The organism is Empedobacter sp. R750, assembly GCF_030324345.1.
Classification (GTDB): domain Bacteria; phylum Bacteroidota; class Bacteroidia; order Flavobacteriales; family Weeksellaceae; genus Empedobacter; species Empedobacter falsenii_C.
On the sequence record NZ_JACAGF010000023.1, the window covers coordinates 12,399 to 30,877 of the forward strand.

Below are 18,479 nucleotides of genomic sequence, written 5' to 3' on the forward strand. Positions count from 1 at the left end.
CGTCTAACTATTATTTTGTTTTGATTGAAATGCAATTGCATAAAATTTGAATTGTTTTATCATCGCCAATAATCCGTTTGCACGTGTTGGAGATAAAAATTCTGATAAACCAATTTCGTTGATAAAATCTGTATCCGATTCTAAAATATCTTTTGGCGTTTGATGATTGTACATTCTCACCAATAATGCCGCAATTCCTTTTGGTAAAATAGCATTAGAATCAGCTTTAAATTCGATTGTATCACCGTCCAATTCTGCATCTAACCAAACAGAAGATTGACAACCTTTGATGATTTTATCATCTGTTTTTGCTTCCTCTGGCAAAGTATTTAAGCTTTTTCCTAACTCGATCAAATATTCGTAGCGTTGTTCCCAATCTTCAAAAAATGAGAATTCGTCTACTATTTCGTTTTGAATTTCTTTAATTTTCATACTACAAAGTTAGAAAGTTTTTGATAGTTTTTCCTCAAAAAAAGACGTTAAATAGCTTGATTCTTTTAGATTTCTTATTTTTGTGTTTTGATAAATTTCAATTCCCAAAAAATGAAGTACACTTTCATTGTTAATCCAAATTCTGGAAACGCAAAACACGATATTTCGCTCGATTTTTTACAATCAAAATTTGATTCTTCAGACGAAATCGTTTTGAAAGAAACTGCTTATCAATTTCATGCAAAAGAATTGGTGAAGGAGGCGATTGCAGAAAATTCGGATGTGATTGTAGCATGTGGTGGTGATGGGACAATCAATGAAGTGGCGAGTGCTTTGGTGAAAAAAAATATTCCGTTGGGAATAATTCCTGCTGGATCTGGAAATGGTTTGGCAACAAATCTTAATATTCCGAAAGATGCTAACAAAGCGATTGAAATTATCAAATCAAATGCTATTCACAAAATTGATGTTGGTAGAGTAGAGGACAAGTATTTTTTTAGCAATTTAGGTTTTGGGATTGATGCAGAAGTCATCAAAACGTATGAAGAGAATCAAAAGCGTACGATTACTGGATATGTTGATGCTTCTGTGAAAACCTTGTTGAATTATCAATCTAAATTGTTTCGTCTTTATATAGATGATGTAATTATCGAGAAGAGTTTTTATTATCTTTTCTGTTCTAATTCTAACATTGCTGGTTATGGGATCTCTTTTACACCCAAAGCTGATTTGTCTGATGGTGAATTGGATTTATTGATGATAGAAGATTTAGATGTTTTCGAGCAGTTTTATTTTTCGGTATTGGTTTTAGCCAAAAAGATTGATTTTTTGAACAAAGCAAAGTATCGAAAAGTTAAGAAATTTAAGATTGAAAGTTTAGATCATAATCCGATTACGTATCAGCTTGATGGAGAGATTCATAAAACCGATTCACTTCAAGTAAAAGTTAATGTATTACCAAATGCTTTAAAAATCATTTTTTAAACCTTAATTATCTATTTAATTAACAATATAAATTGTACATTTTCAATCAATTAAAATGTTATTAACGTAGTTATAAACGATTTGTTTGTAACCAATTTCATCATCAATTTATTTATTAATCTTCGCATTCGTTGTAACTTTGATTAAAATTTTTGCAATGAATACGCCTTATAAAATTTTAGCAATCGATTCTAATCATGAATGTCTGAATAATGGACTTCGCGAAGCGGGTTTTATTGTTGATGAAGATTATACTTCGCCCAAAGAAATCATCGAACAAAAGATCAATGAATATGATGGAATGATTGTAAGGAGTAGATTTCCAATTGATAAAGATTTTTTGGCAAAAGCAACGAATTTAAAGTTTATTGGTAGAGTAGGGGCAGGCTTGGAGAATATTGACGAAGAGTTTGCAGCAGAAAATAACATTGTTTTATTTAATTCACCCGAAGGAAACCGTGATTCTGTTGGTGAACATGCGATTGGTATGTTGTTGATGTTGATGCATCATTTGCGTAGAGCTGATAACGAAGTTCGTAATGGAATTTGGAAACGCGAAGAAAATCGTGGAGATGAATTGAAAGGAAAAACGGTTGGAATTATTGGTTACGGAAACATGGGAAATGCTTTTGCGAGACGCTTACAAGGCTTTGAAGTCAATGTGATTTGCTATGATATTTTGCCAAACAAAGGAAATGAATTTGCGAAACAAGTTTCGTTAGAAGAATTTTTTGAGCAAGCTGATGTTGTAAGTTTACATACGCCACAAACGCCGGAAACGATGCAAATGATTAATGCAGAATTTATTTCTAACTTCAAAAAACCATTTTATTTTGTGAATACAGCTCGTGGAAAATCTGTTGTAACAAAAGATTTGGTCGAAGCAATGAAAACAGGAAAAATTTTAGGCGCTGCTTTAGATGTTTTAGAATTTGAAAAATCGAGTTTCGAGAAATTAGTTGCATCTGAATTACCAGAAGAATTTCAGTATTTAATTCAAGCAGATAATGTTGTTTTAGCACCACATATTGCTGGTTGGACACATCAAAGTAAAGTGAAATTAGCAGAATTTATCCGTGATAAAATAATAGATTGGAAGGATAATCAATAATAACTAAAGCTTAGAATTATCTAAGCTTTTTTTGCTCCATAAATTCCAGAAGCGCATCCAAAAAAGTATTCTTTGTATTGAACATTTAAATTATTTTTCTTAAAAATCGCTTCTACTTTTTTACATGATTCAAATTTTTTGGTGTACAACCATAACATTTTATAATCATCTGGATTTCCCAAAAATAGTTTGCCAAGAATAGGAATTATTTTACCTAAGTAAAAAGAATATAAGAAATAGAGTATACTATTTTGAGGTTTTGATATTTCTATAAATGTAAATTGTCCTTCTTTTTTTAACATTCGATAAACTTGTTTCGCTAATAAATCAATTTGAGATTCATTGAAAGTTTTCAAACCAAAAGCACACGTGATAATATCAAATTCTTCTGATTTTAATTCATTTTTTAAAATATCATCTTGAAAGATTTCTATCTTATTTTGGAAAATTATTTTACCTTTTTTTCTTGATTTCTCAACCATTTCTTCTGAAAAATCTAAGGCATAAAATTCTGCGTTTGGAAATCTATTTTTTAAATAAGACCAATTTTCGCCTAATCCTGATAGTAAATCAATTACTTTAATTTTCGATTCTTTTTTATTTAATGCTTTGATAAATTGTTTTCTCCAAATAATTGAAAAACCAAAAGAAGTTATATAGTTCATTCTTTCGTATGAATTTGACATTTTATTAAAGAGTTTTTTTACAAAGGTTGGATCGTAAATATCATTCATATCGATTAGTTTTAACTAAAAAGGTTCCGAAATTTCGGAACCTTTTTTCATTTTGTAAGTTTTTTGTAAACTTTATACAAAATAACTGCTACTATAATAACAAGAACGATTTGGAGTAGAATCCAAAGTATAACATTAAATGTCGATTCGCCTGAAATTGATAGCATATATATGTCTCATGTGTTAACTGAATGCTAAAATATAAATTATTTTTAACATTTTATTAATAATTTAAAAAAAGTTTTATTCTTCATCTTGGTGTGTTAATTGATAACTTATCACATATCAATAGATAAGTTTTTTTTGCACCATAAATTTGTATAAAAATAAATTACTATGAATTACCAAATATTTAAATCAGAATCAAGAGGAGGAGGAAATCACGGATGGTTAAACTCTAAACATTCTTATAGTTTTGCGAATTATTACGATCCAGCACGTATTCATTTTGGTGCTTTGCGCGTTGTAAATGATGATATAATTACTGGAGGAATGGGATTTGGAAAACATCCTCATGATAATATGGAAATTATTACAATTCCTACAAAAGGAGGAATTTCGCACGAAGATTCAATGGGAACAGGTTCTGTAATTGAGTCTGGAGATGTACAAGTAATGAGTGCAGGTACAGGAGTTTTTCATAGCGAAATGAATGCTTATGAAAATCAAGAAGGACACTTTTTTCAGATTTGGATTATTCCAAATAAAATGAATGTTGAGCCTCGTTATCAACAAATTTCTGTTCGTGATGTAGCAAAAGAGAATGAATTATACCAAGTTCTTTCTCCAAATGCAGATGATCAAGGAGTTTGGATTCATCAAGATGCGTGGATTTTCTTAGGAAATTATACAGAAGATAAACAAGAAACATACAAAGTACAAAAAGAAGGAAATGGTGTTTTCTTTATGGTTGTGGAAGGAGAAGTTGAATTTGACGGAAACAAATTAGGACGTAGAGATGTCATCGAAATCAAGGATACTAACGAGTTCTCGTTTAATGTAGCCAAAGATTCTCGCTTGATGTTAATCGAAGTTCCTATGGATATTTAGAAATTTTTTCAAGTTTTAGTTGTTTTATATATAGAGCAGATTTCAGAAATGGAGTCTGCTTTTTTTGTTAAAAAAAATAGCATTTTCAATACAAGTATTTAGTATATTTACTGCTTATATAACTTTAACTCAAAACGTACTTAATCTAAACTATATGAAACGTTTATTCATCATTGCTTCTTTCGCTTTAATGATTATCAGTTGTAAAAATGATAACATTGAAATTGATTCTACATCTGTACAAACTTTTAGTGAAACAGTAGACAAAATTTCGAAGGCTTTGCCTGTTATGCAACAAGATAAATTTAAGGAAGCTCTGCAAATTATTTTCGAGTATAACACAAGTCAATCAATGGATAATGAAGCGCGTTGGGGAATTGTGCGTACGTTGTTGGATGGAAAAACGGTAGATGAAGTTTTTGATATTGCAGAAAAAGTTGCGTTACAAAATAAATTTACATGGAATAGAAATCAAGTTCCTTTGGTGAATGGAATTCCAAAACCAGGTGCAACCGAAACTGTAGAAACTCCTGCTGAACCAACTTCTAATGTGCAACGTTTTGATTTTAGTTTAAAACAAGATGATACAGGAATCTCAATTTCGCCATTCTTTTATAATGCGCAAGGTGAGGAAATTCAATTGGATCAAGCTGTAACGGCAACGATAGAAGTGTTTAATTCAGGTAATATTGTGTATACATTTCGTTCTACAATCGATCCAAATTCGATGGATGATTTGTACAGAAAGAATGCCATTAATATTAAATATTCGTCATTAGATGCTTCTAAAATTAAGAGTGATCGATTAGATATTTTGGTTCGAATTCCGAATTCTGAACGATATTTAACGAATCGTAAAGCGATAAAAGTTCCGTTGAATTTAGTTGGTGCTGCTGAGGTTGTAGATTCTCTTTTGGTTGAAAGTACGCCTGCACATGTAAGTAAAGAAGCTGGAATGGTAAAATCTCTTTCGAATCGTTTTATGACAAATTTATCAAAGAAAAATTATTCTGGTGCTTTTGCGTTGACAAGAAGTGGCGAATGGAATACTTTCCAAAAATTTTCTTCTGATGAATCAATTAAGAATTTAGAGCAAGCAACAATTAATGATGCAAAAGTTTTGGATGCGGATGAAAAAGTAGCTTTGGTAGAAGTGCAAGCGAACTTAAAAGATCAATCATCTAAGACGTATCAAGTGACTTTAGAAAAGATCAATAATAAATGGTTTGTGGTTAATTTTAAATAATTCTCAAACTTATTAAACATAAAAAAAGCGTTCAGATTCTGAACGCTTTTCTTGTTTTATATTGAAATGAATTATTGTCCGTTAGCTTCTTTAGCAGCGTCCGCTTTCATTTTTTCGTTAGCTGTAATAGTAACTTCTACACGTCTATTTTTAGCACGACCTTCAGCAGTACTATTATCTGCAATTGGATCTTCTATACCTTTTCCAGTAGATGTTAGACGAGAAGATGCAATTCCTTTCGAAATTAAATAATCTTTTACAGATTGTGCTCTTTGTTCAGAAAGTGGTTTATTATAAGATTGAGAACCTACATTATCTGTATACCCAATAACTAAAAGATCTGTATCAGGATATTCTTTAAAAACTTCAATTAATTTATCTAAGTTTGCTTTTGCAGTACTTGTTAATGAAGATTTATTGTAATCAAAAGTAACTTTAGAGTTTTCATCTAAAATTAAATTAATTCCTTCTTCAGTTCTTACAACTTCTGCACCTGGTAAAACTTGCTCAATTTTTTGCGCTTGTTTATCCATGTTGTTACCAATAACACCACCAGCAGCTCCACCAACAGCAGCACCAATTAACGCACCTCCAGCACCTTTACCAATAAGCCCTCCTAAAACTCCACCGGCAACAACTCCAATTCCTGCACCTTTTTGTGTGTTATTAGCATTTTGTACAGCTGTACATGAAGAAAACATAAAAGATCCTCCTAAAACTATAGCTGCTACTTTAGTATTTATTTTTTTCATATTATTAGATTTTATTTTTAACGTTGGAAATTATAAATAACTTGAGCAATTTTTCCGTTTGCATTGATATCTTGTACCAATTTCATCGAATTTGCATCAACATAATCTACACGCATTTTATATCCTGCTGTATTTTGTTTCGCTTTGATTCCTGTAACATCTTTGAAGATGAAATAAGTTGTAGAACCATCTTGTTGTAAATCCCAAATAATGTTAGCCGTTCCTGAAGGACAATCTCCACCTGCATTATTGAAAGTGTAAGTTCCTTTTTTGTTGTTTTGAACCAAGTTCCAAGTAGAACCTTCATAACATTCTGGATTTGCTGTGTCAAAAACTTTCGCAACTGCATCAGTAATTTTTACATTACCTTGTACCTCGTTTGTTGTTAAACCTTGGTAGTCTACATTTGTCAAAGTCCATGCACCTCTTACTTCTTTACCTGTTTGTATTTCTTGTTTTGCAACGGTTGTAGATGCACAAGAAGTTAAAAATGCTGAAGCGCATATCCCAAATAATAAAATACTTTTTTTCATAGCTATTTATTTTATCTATTATTAATCTTAAAAAACGGCTTTTATAAATTAGATTTAATAAAGTTTTAGAAAAAAAACGATTCCTAATACGTCTGATTAGATAATCATTCTTTAAAAACGCTTATTTTAATTTTCAGCTTTAATAATATAGATTAAAGACGAATATTGACCTGTTTTTTTAGCTTGAGTATTAGACTTCAAACCAATTCTAAGCGCATTGATAAAACCTAACTTATTACCTTTATATTTTTCAGATAGTAGACTCACATAAAATGAATCTAATTTCATCGGGTGGATAGATTCAATTTTCATACCAAAGTTGCTAAATAACTTTCGCATGCTGGTTTCTGTGAAATGCCATAAATGACGAGGTACATCATAAGCCGCCCAATATTCACCATAATATTTAGCATCATACGATTGGTGGTTCGGGACAGCTACTACTAAGATACCACTTTTTGTTAAATGTTTCTTTAGTTCTGTAATTATTTCTTTCAGATTAGGGATATGTTCTAGAACATGCCACAAGGTAATCACATCATACTTTTCTGTATTCTGTTCTAATTCTGTAGAAGTAACTTTTTCTATTCCAACTTTTGATTGAGCAATTCGTCTTGCCGAATCATTTGGTTCCATTCCCAAAACATCATAACCATTTTTTTGTAGATGCTCTAAAAAATCTCCAACACCACAACCATAATCTAGAATCTTTTTACCATTGCCAACTTTATTAATCAATTCTAATTTATTATTTAGATTGATTGATTTTGCCATTTGATAAAAACGTTCGAAAATAGATTTCTTTCCATCGGTATGGGAAATGTAATTTTTACTTTCGTAATACTTTCCTAAATTTTCGATAGGCTGGGGGAGAGTGTACAAAACTTCGGTTTCTGAATCTTCGTAAATCTCAAATTTTTCTCCTGTTAAAAAATAATCTTTTAAATCTAATTTCTTAATACCAGAAAATCCTTCTTTTGAAGGATTTTCTTGAGATGTTTCACGTGGAACATTTTCCATATTATCTTCCCATGTAAATTAATAATACACTTATATCTGCTGGCGATACACCACTAATTCTTGATGCTTGTGCTACCGTTGCAGGTTTTATTTTTGTTAATTTTTGACGAGCTTCTATCGACATCGATCCAAAAACATGATAATCTATATCAGCTGGAATTTTTAGATTTTCCAAACGATGCAATTTATCTGCATTCTGTTGTTCTTTCTTGATATAACCTTTGTATTTGATCTGAATTTCTGTTTGCTCTAATTCTTCTTGATCGTATTCATTTGTTTCAATAAACTCTTTCACACGATTCAATTTTGTGAAATCAGAAAGCTTTAATTCAGGACGAGAAATAACCGAAATCATTTTGTTTGGTTGTTTCAAAGGTGTTCCTTCGCGCTCTTCAATTACATCATTTATCTCTTGTGGCTTGATTGAATTTTCTTCGAAATAATTAACAAGCTTTTCAGCTTTGTCAAATTTTTCTTCCATTCTTCTCAAACGATCTTCTGAGGCTAAACCTAGTTCAAAACTTTTTCGTGTCAAACGTTCATCTGCATTATCTTGTCTCAATAAGATACGATATTCTGCACGAGACGTAAACATACGATATGGTTCTTCTGTACCTTTTGTAATTAAATCGTCGATTAAAACTCCTATATAGGCTTCATTACGATTTAAGATAAATGGATCTTTTCCTTGAATTTTCAACACAGCATTTATACCCGCCATCAAACCTTGAGAAGCAGCTTCTTCATAACCTGTTGTCCCGTTAATTTGACCAGCGCAATATAAGTTATCAATTAGTTTAGTTTCTAACGTATGTTTTAATTGTGTTGGTGGAAAATAATCATATTCGATGGCATATCCAGGACGCAAAATTTTCGCATTTTCAAAACCTGGAACAGAACGTAAAGCTCTTGCTTGAATATCATCTGGCAAAGATGTAGAGAATCCATTTATATAGAATTCCATGGTGTGCCAACCTTCCGGTTCTGCGAAAATCTGATGACGATCTTTGTCTGCAAAACGATTAATTTTATCTTCGATAGATGGACAATATCTTGGTCCAGTTGATTTGATTATTCCGTTAAACATTGGAGAACGATCAAAACCTTCGCGCAATAGATCGTGAACTTCTTGATTCGTATAGGTAATCCAACAAGAACGTTGTTTCGTTAATTTTGGCGTATTTGTGTAAGAGAATTTTGAAGGATTTTCATCTCCAGGTTGCTCAACCATTTTTGTATAATCGATGGAACGACCATCTACACGAGGAGGAGTTCCTGTTTTCATTCGTCCAGCTTCGAAACCTAAATCAACTAATTGTTCCGTAATTCCGAAAGCAGCAGATTCACCCATACGTCCACCTCCAAATTGTTTTTCTCCGATATGAATCAAACCATTCAAGAAAGTACCATTTGTAAGAACAACAGATTTAGAACGAATTTTCATTCCCATCGCTGTAATTACTCCACAAACTTTACCATTTTCAATGATTAAATTTTTAACCATATCTTGAAAGAAATCAACATTCTCTGTTCTCTCTAAAGATAAACGCCATTCTTCTGCAAAACGCATACGGTCTGATTGCGCACGTGGTGACCACATCGCTGGACCTTTTGATTGATTCAGCATCTTGAATTGAATTGCAGTTTTGTCGGTAATAATACCAGAGTATCCGCCTAAAGCGTCAATCTCGCGAACAATTTGTCCTTTTGCAATTCCTCCCATAGCAGGATTACAAGACATTTGTCCGATTGTTTGTAAGTTCATTGTAACAAGAAGCGTTTTTGCTCCTAAATTGGCTGCTGCCGCTGTTGCTTCTGCACCTGCATGACCACCACCAACTACAATTACATCATATTCTGATTGAAATATCATTTGATTTGTAAACTTATTTTTCTTGTTAAAATAATAAATGTTCCACGTGGAACATTATTGATTTAGATAGCTACTAAACGTTTCTAAATATTGATTTTCTTTAGCAGTCATCAATTCTTTGTCATCTGGTTCTTTGTCCATATAACCAGCAAAATGTAATATTCCGTGGATAACAACACGAGCCAACTCGTTCTCAAAAGAAACACCATTTTGCTCTGCATTATCTTTGATTCGTTCGACGCTAATAAAAATATCACCCATCAATTCGTCTTCAATAGAATTATCGAAACCGATAACATCTGTGTAATAATCGTGGTCTAAATATTGTCGATTAATTTGAAGTAAGTATTCGTCATCACAGAAAATATAGTTTAAATCTTCTATTGTTTTCCCTTCATTCTTCATACTCTCTACGATCCAATCTATCCAAGTTTGAGCATCTTTTAGCTCAAAATCTGTTTCGTAAAATAATTCTATCATTGTTCTAAAACCAGTAACCTAAACTTAAATTAAATAACCCTTTTTTTGTGTAAGGCGAATAACTCCAAATAAAATTTAAAGGTCCTAATGGACTATCGTAGCCATAGGTAACGCCATACCCAAGATATTTGTAATCTGTTAAACTTAATTGCTCAAATCTATCTGTGATATTTGCAATATTCATAAATACACTTGTGTAATGATTTTTCAAAATTCGAGCTTGGATATGAGAGCCAAAAAGCAATTGATTGTCGCCAATCGCAGAGCCAAAAGGAAGCCCATAAAACTTGGTATAATTTAAAAAATCTTGTTCAACATAACCTCCGATATAAAACTTCTGAGGCATTGTTACATTATCGTTGAAAAAGGTTCCAAAGTTAGCAGTAAATCTGTAACTTAGGAAATTATTTAACGGAAAATTTGCCTCTAAACTCGATTCTAACAAATAGTTATTTTCAAATCCAGTTACATTAGAATCAAACAAATACTTAAAGCTTCCATCAAATTTTAAACCACTACGCGCAAAATTTGCATTATTTCGATTATCTGCTTTGATATATCCATACGCTTTCCAATAATAACCTTCAGACTTTGCTGGAAATTCTTCGTTAGAAGAGATGAAATTATTCGTGAAAACTTTTGTGTATTGATGCTCCAATCCAACGCCAATCGCATATTTTTCTTTAATCGTTGATTGAATGTAGAGTTGATTGATGTATTCTCTAAAGTTATAATTTACTTTTTTGTAGATATTATCTTGACCAAAGAAGTTTCTTAAATCAATTTCTTTGTCAAAATAATGCGAAAAAGAGTTGAAACCAATACTTGGTAAATAACCATTATCAATGAAAAAATTGATGTTATATCGCGCATAATCTCCAACCACAACATCAGCAGAAAGCACCGAGTTTTTGACAAATAAATTCTTTGAAGTGAAGTTTAAAAGTAATCCTGTTTTGAATAAATCATCGTAATGTAATCCAAAACGGATTGATTGTTTGGTCTTATTTTCTTGAACTTTTAACGTCAATAAATTCTCTTCATCGTTAATTTCTGAGATTTTATATGTAATATTATTGAAGTTTCCAGAAGCATACAATTTCGAAATTCCAGCTTTTAAATCATCATATTTTATAATTTCAGGAGTACGAATCCCTAGCTTACCTTCGATGTGATTTGTGTTGAAATTCTTCAATCCTTCTACTTCAATTTCTTTCACCAAAACATAATCATCAAGTTTAATTTCGTTTCGAGTTTTATTGGAAGCATGCTGTTTTTTTGCAATTTCTTTGAGTTGATCATATACTTTTTCTGATGCAATAAGTCCGCGATTGTAAATAGAATCTACTTCGTCAAAACTTGTAACTGCATATTCTTTTAACTCTGGTTTAATCAATAAATCGACTAGTTTCTTTTGTTCATCCGTTTTTTTAACGATACTCATCGTCATAATTTGACTCAAAATATCAATAGCAGAATTTAGATCATCACGTTTTTGTAAACCATCACCCAATTCGACACCGATAATAATATCAGCCCCCATTTCTTTCACTTCTTTCACGGGGAAATTGTTGACAACGCCGCCATCAACATATATTTTACCATCAATTGTGACAGGATCTAACATGGTTGGATAAGCGCCCGAAGCCAAAATAACACGAGGTAAAAATCCTGAACGAAAGACTTTTTCTTCTCCAGTTTCGAGATCGGTTCCGATACAAACAAAAGGTGTCGGAAGTTTATTGAAATCATCAATATCATGAACTGGACGCAATAAATAAGTCAACAAATCAAGTGGACCTTGTCCTTTTGAAATGGCATTAGGAATCGTTAATTTGAACTTATCAAAAGGTAATTCTAAGATATATTTTTCTTTGTATGCTTTCTCGAAGAAAGGAATTTCTGCACGATCTTTATTTTGCGTAATCAGCGAAGAAATATCTAATTGATGCATAATTTTCTCCAGTTCATCAGGCGTATATCCAGCCGCATATAATCCACCGATAATAGCGCCCATACTTGTACCTCCGATGTAATCAATTTTGATACCTGCTTCTTCAATCTTCTTCAAAGCGCCAACATGTGCATAACCTTTTGCGCCACCACCACTCAATACCACACCCACTTTTAGACGCGTTGAATCGTTCTTTGTTTCTTGTGCAAAGGTCATGGTAGAAATAATGAAAATGAAAGCAAAAAGACTGCGCATAAATTGATCTAAATTGAGGAATAAAGATAAAGATTTTAATGCTTAGTTATTTTTTAATTTTTGACTTTTGATGGAATAGTAAAGTATTAAAAGAACTATTATTGATATTAAAATGATGAAACTTCCCATACTTTCTGTTCCGAAAGTTGATGAAATAAATGCAAGAGCATATACAATTCCTAAAAAGAATATTGGAGTTAATGAGACAAAGAGAAATATGTACAAAAGAAATTTCATACGATTAAGTTACAAAAAAAGAGCTACTTTTCAGTAACTCTTTTAGTATATTATTCTTTGTAATAAACGCGTTTTATACGTTGGGAAACCGAAGTTAGGACTTCATAAGGAATTGTTCCCAACCATTCGGTAACGTCGGCTAAAGTTGGTGAGTTCCCAAAAATAGTTACTTCATCTCCTTCTTTGCACGGAATATCAGTTACATCAACCATCATCATATCCATACAAATAGTTCCAGTAATTGTAGCCAAATGTCCATTAATTCCCACTTTTCCTTTTCCGTAACCTAGTGAACGACGAATTCCGTCTGCATAACCAACAGGTAAAGTTGCAATTTTGGTATGACGCTCCGCTGTAAAGCGACGACCGTAACTTACAGTTTCGCCCTTTTCTATCTCTGAAATCTGAGAAATTACCGTTTTGAAACGCACAACAGGTTTCAAATATTTCTCCATAAAATCGGTATATTCAGAATAGCCATACATTCCGATTCCTAAACGAACCATGTCATATTGATGCTCTCCATAGGCGACAATTCCAGGAGAATTCAGTGCATGTTTGATTGGTTTTATGTTTAACGCAGTTGTAATTGCTGCATAACTATTGTCAAAACGATTCAATTGGTATCTCGCATAATCTTCCTCTTCTGGCATATCGGCAGTTGCTAAATGCGTGAAAATTGAGCGAACATAGACATGCGAATTATCTTTTAGAATGGCGATTAACTCTTCGAAATCATCTTCATGAAAACCAAGACGATTCATACCCGTTTCCATTTTTAGGTGAATTGGATAAGGCGAAGAAATCTGTTTTTCTTGTAGTTTCTGAATGAATAGTTTCAAGACGCGCAAACTATAGATCTCCGGCTCTAACTGATAATCGATAACCGTAGAATAACTACTTTGTTCCGGATTCATGACGATAATTGGAACGGTAATTCCAGCTTCGCGCAATTCTTTTCCTTCGTCTGCAATCGCTACGCCCAAGAAATCGACACCGTTATTTTGTAAGGTATTTGCCACCTCAAAACTTCCTGTTCCATAACTATTCGCTTTCACCATACACATCAATTTTGTGGTAGGTTTTAGCAATGAACGGTACACATTTATATTCTCGATAAGGTGTTGTAAATTAATTTCGAGAACAGAATCGTTGGAACGTGTTTCTAATTCATTCGAGATTTTTTCTAATTTGAACGGACGAGCACCTTTTAATAAAATAGCTTCGTTGTCGACATGTTGATGACGGAACTGTTCTAAGAATTCTTCAGTCGAGTTGAATGAACGAACATAGGATTCAAATAAATGTTTGAACTTAGAAATTTTTTCTCCGATCAACACTATTTCATCAAAATGATAAGGGTTGACTAAATCGGCTGCTTGTTGATATAAATCGTGGTCAGATAAGTTACTTTGTAAAATATCCGTCAACACCAACGATTTTTTGTCGCGCGGTTGTTGATTTAGTACATTTAAACCAATTTTTAATGAATTTAGATCAGAATTGAAGGTATCATTAATTAAAATTGAATGATTAATCGCTTCTTTAATTTCCAAACGCATTTCGATTGGTAGAAGTTGACCAAATTCATTTTTAAGTTGTTTATAATCAATATTTAAACTGATTAAAGTCGTTAAGCAAATTAAACTATTTTTAATCGAAGCATCATCGATAAAAGGAACCGAATAGGTCAATTCTTCTTGATTATGTAAAATAGAAATTTGTGTATTAGTCTGATTACTTTGTATTTGCTTGATTTGTACAGTGGCAGAATTGGAGTAACCATAAGTATATTTATCTATTTGTGCTAAATGAGCGTTTTCAAGAATAGCTTGATGTACTTTTTCATTTTCGATATTGAAAACTAATTTATCAACATGAGAAAATAGTTTCAGTTTTTCCTGAATCAATTCATCTTGATTTTTGAAATTCTCTAAATGCGCTTCTCCGATTTTTGTCAACACACCAATTGTAGGTTGAATAATTTCTTCGAGATTTTGCATTTCATTTGGCATCGAAATTCCAGCTTCGAAAATACCCAAATCGTTTTTCTCCTCCATTTGCAAAACAGAAAGTGCTGCTCCGAATTGAGAATTGTAACTTTTTGGACTACGAACAATCGAGAATTTTTTCCATAACAATTGATTCAACCATTCTTTGACAATCGTTTTTCCATTGGAACCGGTAATTCCGATGACAGGAAAATTAAACTGTTTGCGATGAATTTTTGCCCAATTTTGTAAAGCAAGTAGCGGATTTTCGACCTCGATAAAATTTGCATGAGGCAAATTTGTCAACGCTTTTTCTACGACAAAATTTCGAATTCCTCTTTGATAAGCATCTTGCAAATACAAATGCCCGTCTTTTTGATTTCCGTGAAAAGCAAAGAAAATTCCCTGAGTTGGATTGACAATCATGCGCGAATCAAAGAAAATTTGATCGATGATTTCGTCTCCATTTCCAATCAAAGTACCGTTGATGATACTTGCAATTTGATTTAGATTATAAGTTTTCAACTTTGTGTTTGTTATGTTCTTCCCAGAAAGCAACTCGGCTTAATGGTTCGTATTCTAGTACTTCGCCAAGCTCTACAAGGCGATCACTGTCAATTTTTCGGTGCGAATAATTGGCTAAATTTCCTGTACGAACGCAGATTGCATGCACTTTTGTTACATACTCGGCAGTCGCCATTAAATTGGGCATAGGACCAAAAGGACGACCTTTGAAATCCATATCCAAACCAGCAACTATAACGCGTTTGCCTTCGTTTGCCAATTGATTGGCCACGTCTACAATACCGTCATCAAAAAATTGTGCCTCATCAATTCCTACCACATCGCAATCATCAGCCAATAATAAAATTGCTGAAGAATACTCAACAGGTGTTGATGTAATAGAATTTTGATTGTGTGAAACTACTTCACGGTCAGCATAACGCGTATCTACCGTAGGTTTGAAGATTTCGACACGTTGCTTGGCAAATTCGGCACGTTTTAGACGGCGTATAAGTTCTTCGGTTTTACCAGAAAACATTGAGCCACAGATGACTTCTATCCATCCACTTTTTTTGTTATGATTAAAGGTATTTTCGAGGAACATAGTTCAAATAATTTAGATTAAAATGTGAGAACAAATTTACGGAATAAATTAGATGAAAGAAGTAAAAAGTAGATTAAAGCTCATCTTGAAACTTTAGATGAGCTTTAGTGTAGATGTATAGCGCGCTTAACTTACTTTTATTTTGCCTATATAGGCTGAATTTGATGCAAATAAATTGTCTGCATTTACAAATGCCATCCATACATGTAGTTCTTTGTCTTGGTAGCGAGGTAATAATGTAAATTCATGTGATATATCTGCACGAATGCTTGTTGTTTGAAAAAATAGTGTCCCAACATTTAGATCATTATCTTCTGCAAATAAGGCTACCATGTAGTCTGTTTCGGCAATGGTTCCTGCTCCATTGTCCAACCATTCTATTACAATAGTAAGTGGTGTAGGGGAACTAATGGCTAGTGGTTGTGGATCGATTCCTTTTCCTTTGGAAAATTGGATTTGGTGATAGTTGGGAATGATTTCTAAGTTTTCCATATCGCATTGAAATGCATTGATTACGTTACTCATCGCAGCGTTGTAAGTAGATCGTAGACCTACTTTTGTGCCAAAGAAAGCCTTAACGTATTCCCTGTAACTGGCAATAAAGAGTACGGCTTTGTTGAACCGATCTTTGATTAAGGCTTGTTTTGGAGATGGAGCTTTGGTTGATTTTTTAGGACGAATACGAGATATTTCGTATCCGTTGACATTTGCAATTACAATACGTCCTGTACGACCTGATGTACCTGAAATGATGCTGTCAATAACTTTACCCATAATTTTGTGTGTTTTAGTTAAACTTGGTTTTAATTGTTGTAGTGAATTTAGGTCAGGAATTGACATCTTTTTATAAGTTGCAATGAAATGGAATGATTTGGAAGGGTGTGTACTGTTTTGAATAGTGTTGTACTTTTCTGCGGTGTCTGTTCGGTTGTTCTTCGGTTATGTGCCGTAACGCTTCGGTGTTTGTTCGGTGTTTGTGTGGTTGTGAGGGAGAAATTGGGCAGAAAAAAAGAGCCTTGATAGGCTCTTGGTTATTTGATTAATTGTTTGAGGATTGCTTCGTATACCTCGTGTCGAAAATAAACGTTGCGTCCAAAGTAATTGTATGCTTTTAAGATTTTCTTTTTCCTATAATTGTATAATGTGCTTCTACAAATTTTTAGGTATTGTAGCACATCCCTTTCTTCCATTAGGTATAAATCTAAAGAACTAATGTTACCATCTTCGAATGCTTGTTGCATTTTGTTGATTTCTTCAATTAATTGTTGAAACCAATTTACTGAGTTTAATGGTTGACTCTTCATAGTACAAGTTGTAAGACTTATATAAAATTAATCTATTATCTTATTGATTTTACATAAGAAGTGAATTGTCCCCCCAATTGTCCCCCTTAAAAATAATAATACTTGTGTGTTTTTATTGATTACGTAAGTGGTTTGTTGTAACTTTTGAATAAATGACCATATAGATATATAGAAATAGATGAGTTTTTGATTTTCGAAATCAGTAGTTTATTCATCGTTTTTCATCTTTGATGAAGGTTAGTACTTGTTTAAACTTTTGAATAAAATAACCACATAGATACATAGAAATTGATAAATTTTTGATTTTAGTAATCAGTAGTTTATCATAGTTTTTCATCTTTGATGAAAGTTAGATGTACATTTATTTTACTTATCTTAGTATCAATGGCTATTAAAAAAACATAAGATTATGAGTTTAAAAGAACCACACAAAATAAGAGTAAATGAAGAAGATTTGGAAATGATTGATAACAATTCTATGGGGGAAATTATGGCTTATAAAGGAACGACAAATCTGTTTTCTGGTTATTCTGTAGATTTATATCATAGTAATGGTAATATTAGTTATGAGACTGAGTATAGAAATGGAGAAAACAGAGGTTGGGAAAATCTTTATTATGAAAATGGACAGTTAAAGAAATCGAGACTTCGATTAGGTAATTATGTTGATGTAGCTAATTATGAGTATGACCAGAATGGCAATTTAACTTATGAGTTTAGGGATGAAGATGAAATACATGAGGTTGGTAAAAACCTTTGATTTGTTAGATTAAAAAAGGAACTAACCAAGAAATATTATAAATAGGTTAGTGTTTCTGGATTTTTTTGTATTTCTACAATATATTAATTATGAATAAAATAATCTATAAATAATGAAGAGTTATTGTTACTTAATCCTTATTACTACCTTATTAGTAGGTTGTAAAAATGATAAATTAATTTATAAAAAAATAGAGACTAAAAATTTTTATTTGGAAGGATATACTTATTCTAATTATTCTGATAAAATATTTCCAATTCAACTAGTATTGATTGATAAAAACACAAAAGATACTGCCTACCAATGTGAAAATTGTTTTAAAGATTTTAATTTTATTTTAGAAGATACTTTATTTATTTATGGAGGTATTACATCTGATAGTATTATAGATGAAAAAATAATATTAAAAAGAATTTCGGTTCCTCAAAGTTTTAAAAATAATATACCTTGGAAAGATACAAGATAGGATAGTGTATCAGATGTGTAGTTGCACTAGGTATTATTACAAATAAATTCACAATAACATAAAAGGCAGACCGAGGTTTGTCTTTTGTTGGTTTTTAATAACTTATTTATACTGGATATCCTAACGAAAGTTCCAGAGTAAGAAAAGGTATATAATACTTATCTTACAATTATGAAAGGAATAAAAAAT

19 protein-coding genes are annotated in these 18,479 nt (G+C 32.2%); 7 read left to right on the forward strand and 12 right to left on the reverse strand.

The genetic code is table 11. From position 1 onward, the window contains the following. Window positions 1-3: 3 nt before the first annotated feature. A complete protein-coding gene (locus HXZ74_RS15930) occupies window positions 4-432 on the reverse strand; it encodes a SufE family protein (protein ID WP_038336207.1) in 429 nt (142 codons plus the stop codon). A gap of 111 nt (window positions 433-543) precedes the next feature. Here HXZ74_RS15930 and HXZ74_RS15935 point away from each other — a divergent pair, with 111 nt between their 5' ends. Beyond that, window positions 544-1,416 (forward strand): diacylglycerol/lipid kinase family protein, encoded by an 873-nt coding sequence (locus HXZ74_RS15935; RefSeq protein ID WP_286476294.1) that lies wholly within the window; start codon window positions 544-546, stop codon window positions 1,414-1,416. A 157-nt stretch (window positions 1,417-1,573) separates the two neighbouring features. Beyond that, window positions 1,574-2,527 (forward strand): 2-hydroxyacid dehydrogenase, encoded by a 954-nt coding sequence (locus tag HXZ74_RS15940; RefSeq protein ID WP_286476296.1) that lies wholly within the window; start codon window positions 1,574-1,576, stop codon window positions 2,525-2,527. Window positions 2,528-2,547: 20 nt separating this feature from the next. Here the strand turns inward: HXZ74_RS15940 and HXZ74_RS15945 are convergent, their stop codons facing one another. Then, window positions 2,548-3,261, reverse strand: a complete 714-nt coding sequence (locus HXZ74_RS15945; protein ID WP_286476298.1) for a class I SAM-dependent methyltransferase — start codon at window positions 3,259-3,261, stop codon at window positions 2,548-2,550. A 336-nt stretch (window positions 3,262-3,597) separates the two neighbouring features. On the opposite strand from HXZ74_RS15945, the gene HXZ74_RS15950 reads away from it, so the two are divergent. Together HXZ74_RS15950 and HXZ74_RS15955 are read left to right on the forward strand one after the other, a co-directional pair. Then, window positions 3,598-4,311, forward strand: coding sequence for a pirin family protein (locus HXZ74_RS15950; protein ID WP_038336213.1), 714 nt, complete (start codon window positions 3,598-3,600; stop codon window positions 4,309-4,311). A gap of 154 nt (window positions 4,312-4,465) precedes the next feature. Continuing rightward, window positions 4,466-5,557, forward strand: a complete 1,092-nt coding sequence (locus HXZ74_RS15955; RefSeq protein WP_286476300.1) for a hypothetical protein — start codon at window positions 4,466-4,468, stop codon at window positions 5,555-5,557. A 71-nt stretch (window positions 5,558-5,628) separates the two neighbouring features. Here HXZ74_RS15955 and HXZ74_RS15960 read toward each other — a convergent pair whose 3' ends face one another. From HXZ74_RS15960 to HXZ74_RS15985, 6 genes are all read right to left on the reverse strand, one after another. Then, on the reverse strand, window positions 5,629-6,309 hold the full coding sequence (locus tag HXZ74_RS15960) for a YiaD family glycine zipper/OmpA-like lipoprotein (protein WP_125349117.1): 681 nt from the start codon (window positions 6,307-6,309) through the stop codon (window positions 5,629-5,631). 17 nt (window positions 6,310-6,326) lie between these two features. Beyond that, window positions 6,327-6,842, reverse strand: coding sequence for a lipocalin family protein (locus HXZ74_RS15965; RefSeq protein ID WP_280045936.1), 516 nt, complete (start codon window positions 6,840-6,842; stop codon window positions 6,327-6,329). A 126-nt stretch (window positions 6,843-6,968) separates the two neighbouring features. Further along, complete coding sequence (locus HXZ74_RS15970; protein ID WP_052217864.1) at window positions 6,969-7,862, reverse strand: class I SAM-dependent methyltransferase; 894 nt, start codon at window positions 7,860-7,862, stop codon at window positions 6,969-6,971. Window position 7,863: 1 nt separating this feature from the next. Beyond that, window positions 7,864-9,735 carry a tRNA uridine-5-carboxymethylaminomethyl(34) synthesis enzyme MnmG gene (gene mnmG, locus HXZ74_RS15975; protein WP_286476302.1) on the reverse strand — a complete coding sequence of 624 codons (1,872 nt, stop codon included), beginning with the start codon at window positions 9,733-9,735 and terminating at the stop codon, window positions 7,864-7,866. Window positions 9,736-9,789: 54 nt separating this feature from the next. Then, the gene (gene ybeY, locus HXZ74_RS15980; protein WP_221854019.1) at window positions 9,790-10,215 is read right to left on the reverse strand and encodes an rRNA maturation RNase YbeY; all 426 of its coding nucleotides are present in this window, start codon (window positions 10,213-10,215) and stop codon (window positions 9,790-9,792) included. Between the two features lie 4 nt (window positions 10,216-10,219). After that, window positions 10,220-12,424, reverse strand: coding sequence for a patatin-like phospholipase family protein (locus tag HXZ74_RS15985; RefSeq protein ID WP_286476304.1), 2,205 nt, complete (start codon window positions 12,422-12,424; stop codon window positions 10,220-10,222). A 115-nt stretch (window positions 12,425-12,539) separates the two neighbouring features. On the opposite strand from HXZ74_RS15985, the gene HXZ74_RS15990 reads away from it, so the two are divergent. Further along, window positions 12,540-12,698: a hypothetical protein gene (locus tag HXZ74_RS15990; RefSeq protein ID WP_286476306.1), complete on the forward strand. Its 159-nt coding sequence runs from the start codon at window positions 12,540-12,542 to the stop codon at window positions 12,696-12,698. A gap of 13 nt (window positions 12,699-12,711) precedes the next feature. On the opposite strand, the gene HXZ74_RS15995 is transcribed toward HXZ74_RS15990, so the two are convergent. The 4 genes from HXZ74_RS15995 to HXZ74_RS16010 all read right to left on the reverse strand — a co-directional run bounded on the left by HXZ74_RS15995 (window position 12,712) and on the right by HXZ74_RS16010 (window position 17,064). Next, the gene (locus HXZ74_RS15995) at window positions 12,712-15,177 is read right to left on the reverse strand and encodes a bifunctional UDP-N-acetylmuramoyl-tripeptide:D-alanyl-D-alanine ligase/alanine racemase (RefSeq protein ID WP_286476307.1); all 2,466 of its coding nucleotides are present in this window, start codon (window positions 15,175-15,177) and stop codon (window positions 12,712-12,714) included. Continuing rightward, entirely contained in the window at window positions 15,164-15,760 is a 597-nt protein-coding gene (locus HXZ74_RS16000; protein WP_219034099.1) for a thymidine kinase, read from the reverse strand. Before HXZ74_RS16000 ends, HXZ74_RS15995 begins: the two co-directional genes overlap by 14 nt. 126 nt (window positions 15,761-15,886) lie before the next feature. Then, window positions 15,887-16,600 (reverse strand): DUF6266 family protein, encoded by a 714-nt coding sequence (locus tag HXZ74_RS16005; protein WP_114998581.1) that lies wholly within the window; start codon window positions 16,598-16,600, stop codon window positions 15,887-15,889. 191 nt (window positions 16,601-16,791) lie between these two features. After that, complete coding sequence (locus tag HXZ74_RS16010) at window positions 16,792-17,064, reverse strand: helix-turn-helix transcriptional regulator (RefSeq protein ID WP_114998579.1); 273 nt, start codon at window positions 17,062-17,064, stop codon at window positions 16,792-16,794. 409 nt (window positions 17,065-17,473) lie between these two features. Between HXZ74_RS16010 and HXZ74_RS16015 the strand changes: the two genes are divergently transcribed. Continuing rightward, window positions 17,474-17,824 (forward strand): toxin-antitoxin system YwqK family antitoxin, encoded by a 351-nt coding sequence (locus HXZ74_RS16015; RefSeq protein ID WP_286476309.1) that lies wholly within the window; start codon window positions 17,474-17,476, stop codon window positions 17,822-17,824. A gap of 211 nt (window positions 17,825-18,035) precedes the next feature. Next, on the forward strand, window positions 18,036-18,290 hold the full coding sequence (locus HXZ74_RS16020; protein WP_181816267.1) for a hypothetical protein: 255 nt from the start codon (window positions 18,036-18,038) through the stop codon (window positions 18,288-18,290). The last annotated feature ends 189 nt before the right edge of the window (window positions 18,291-18,479 follow it).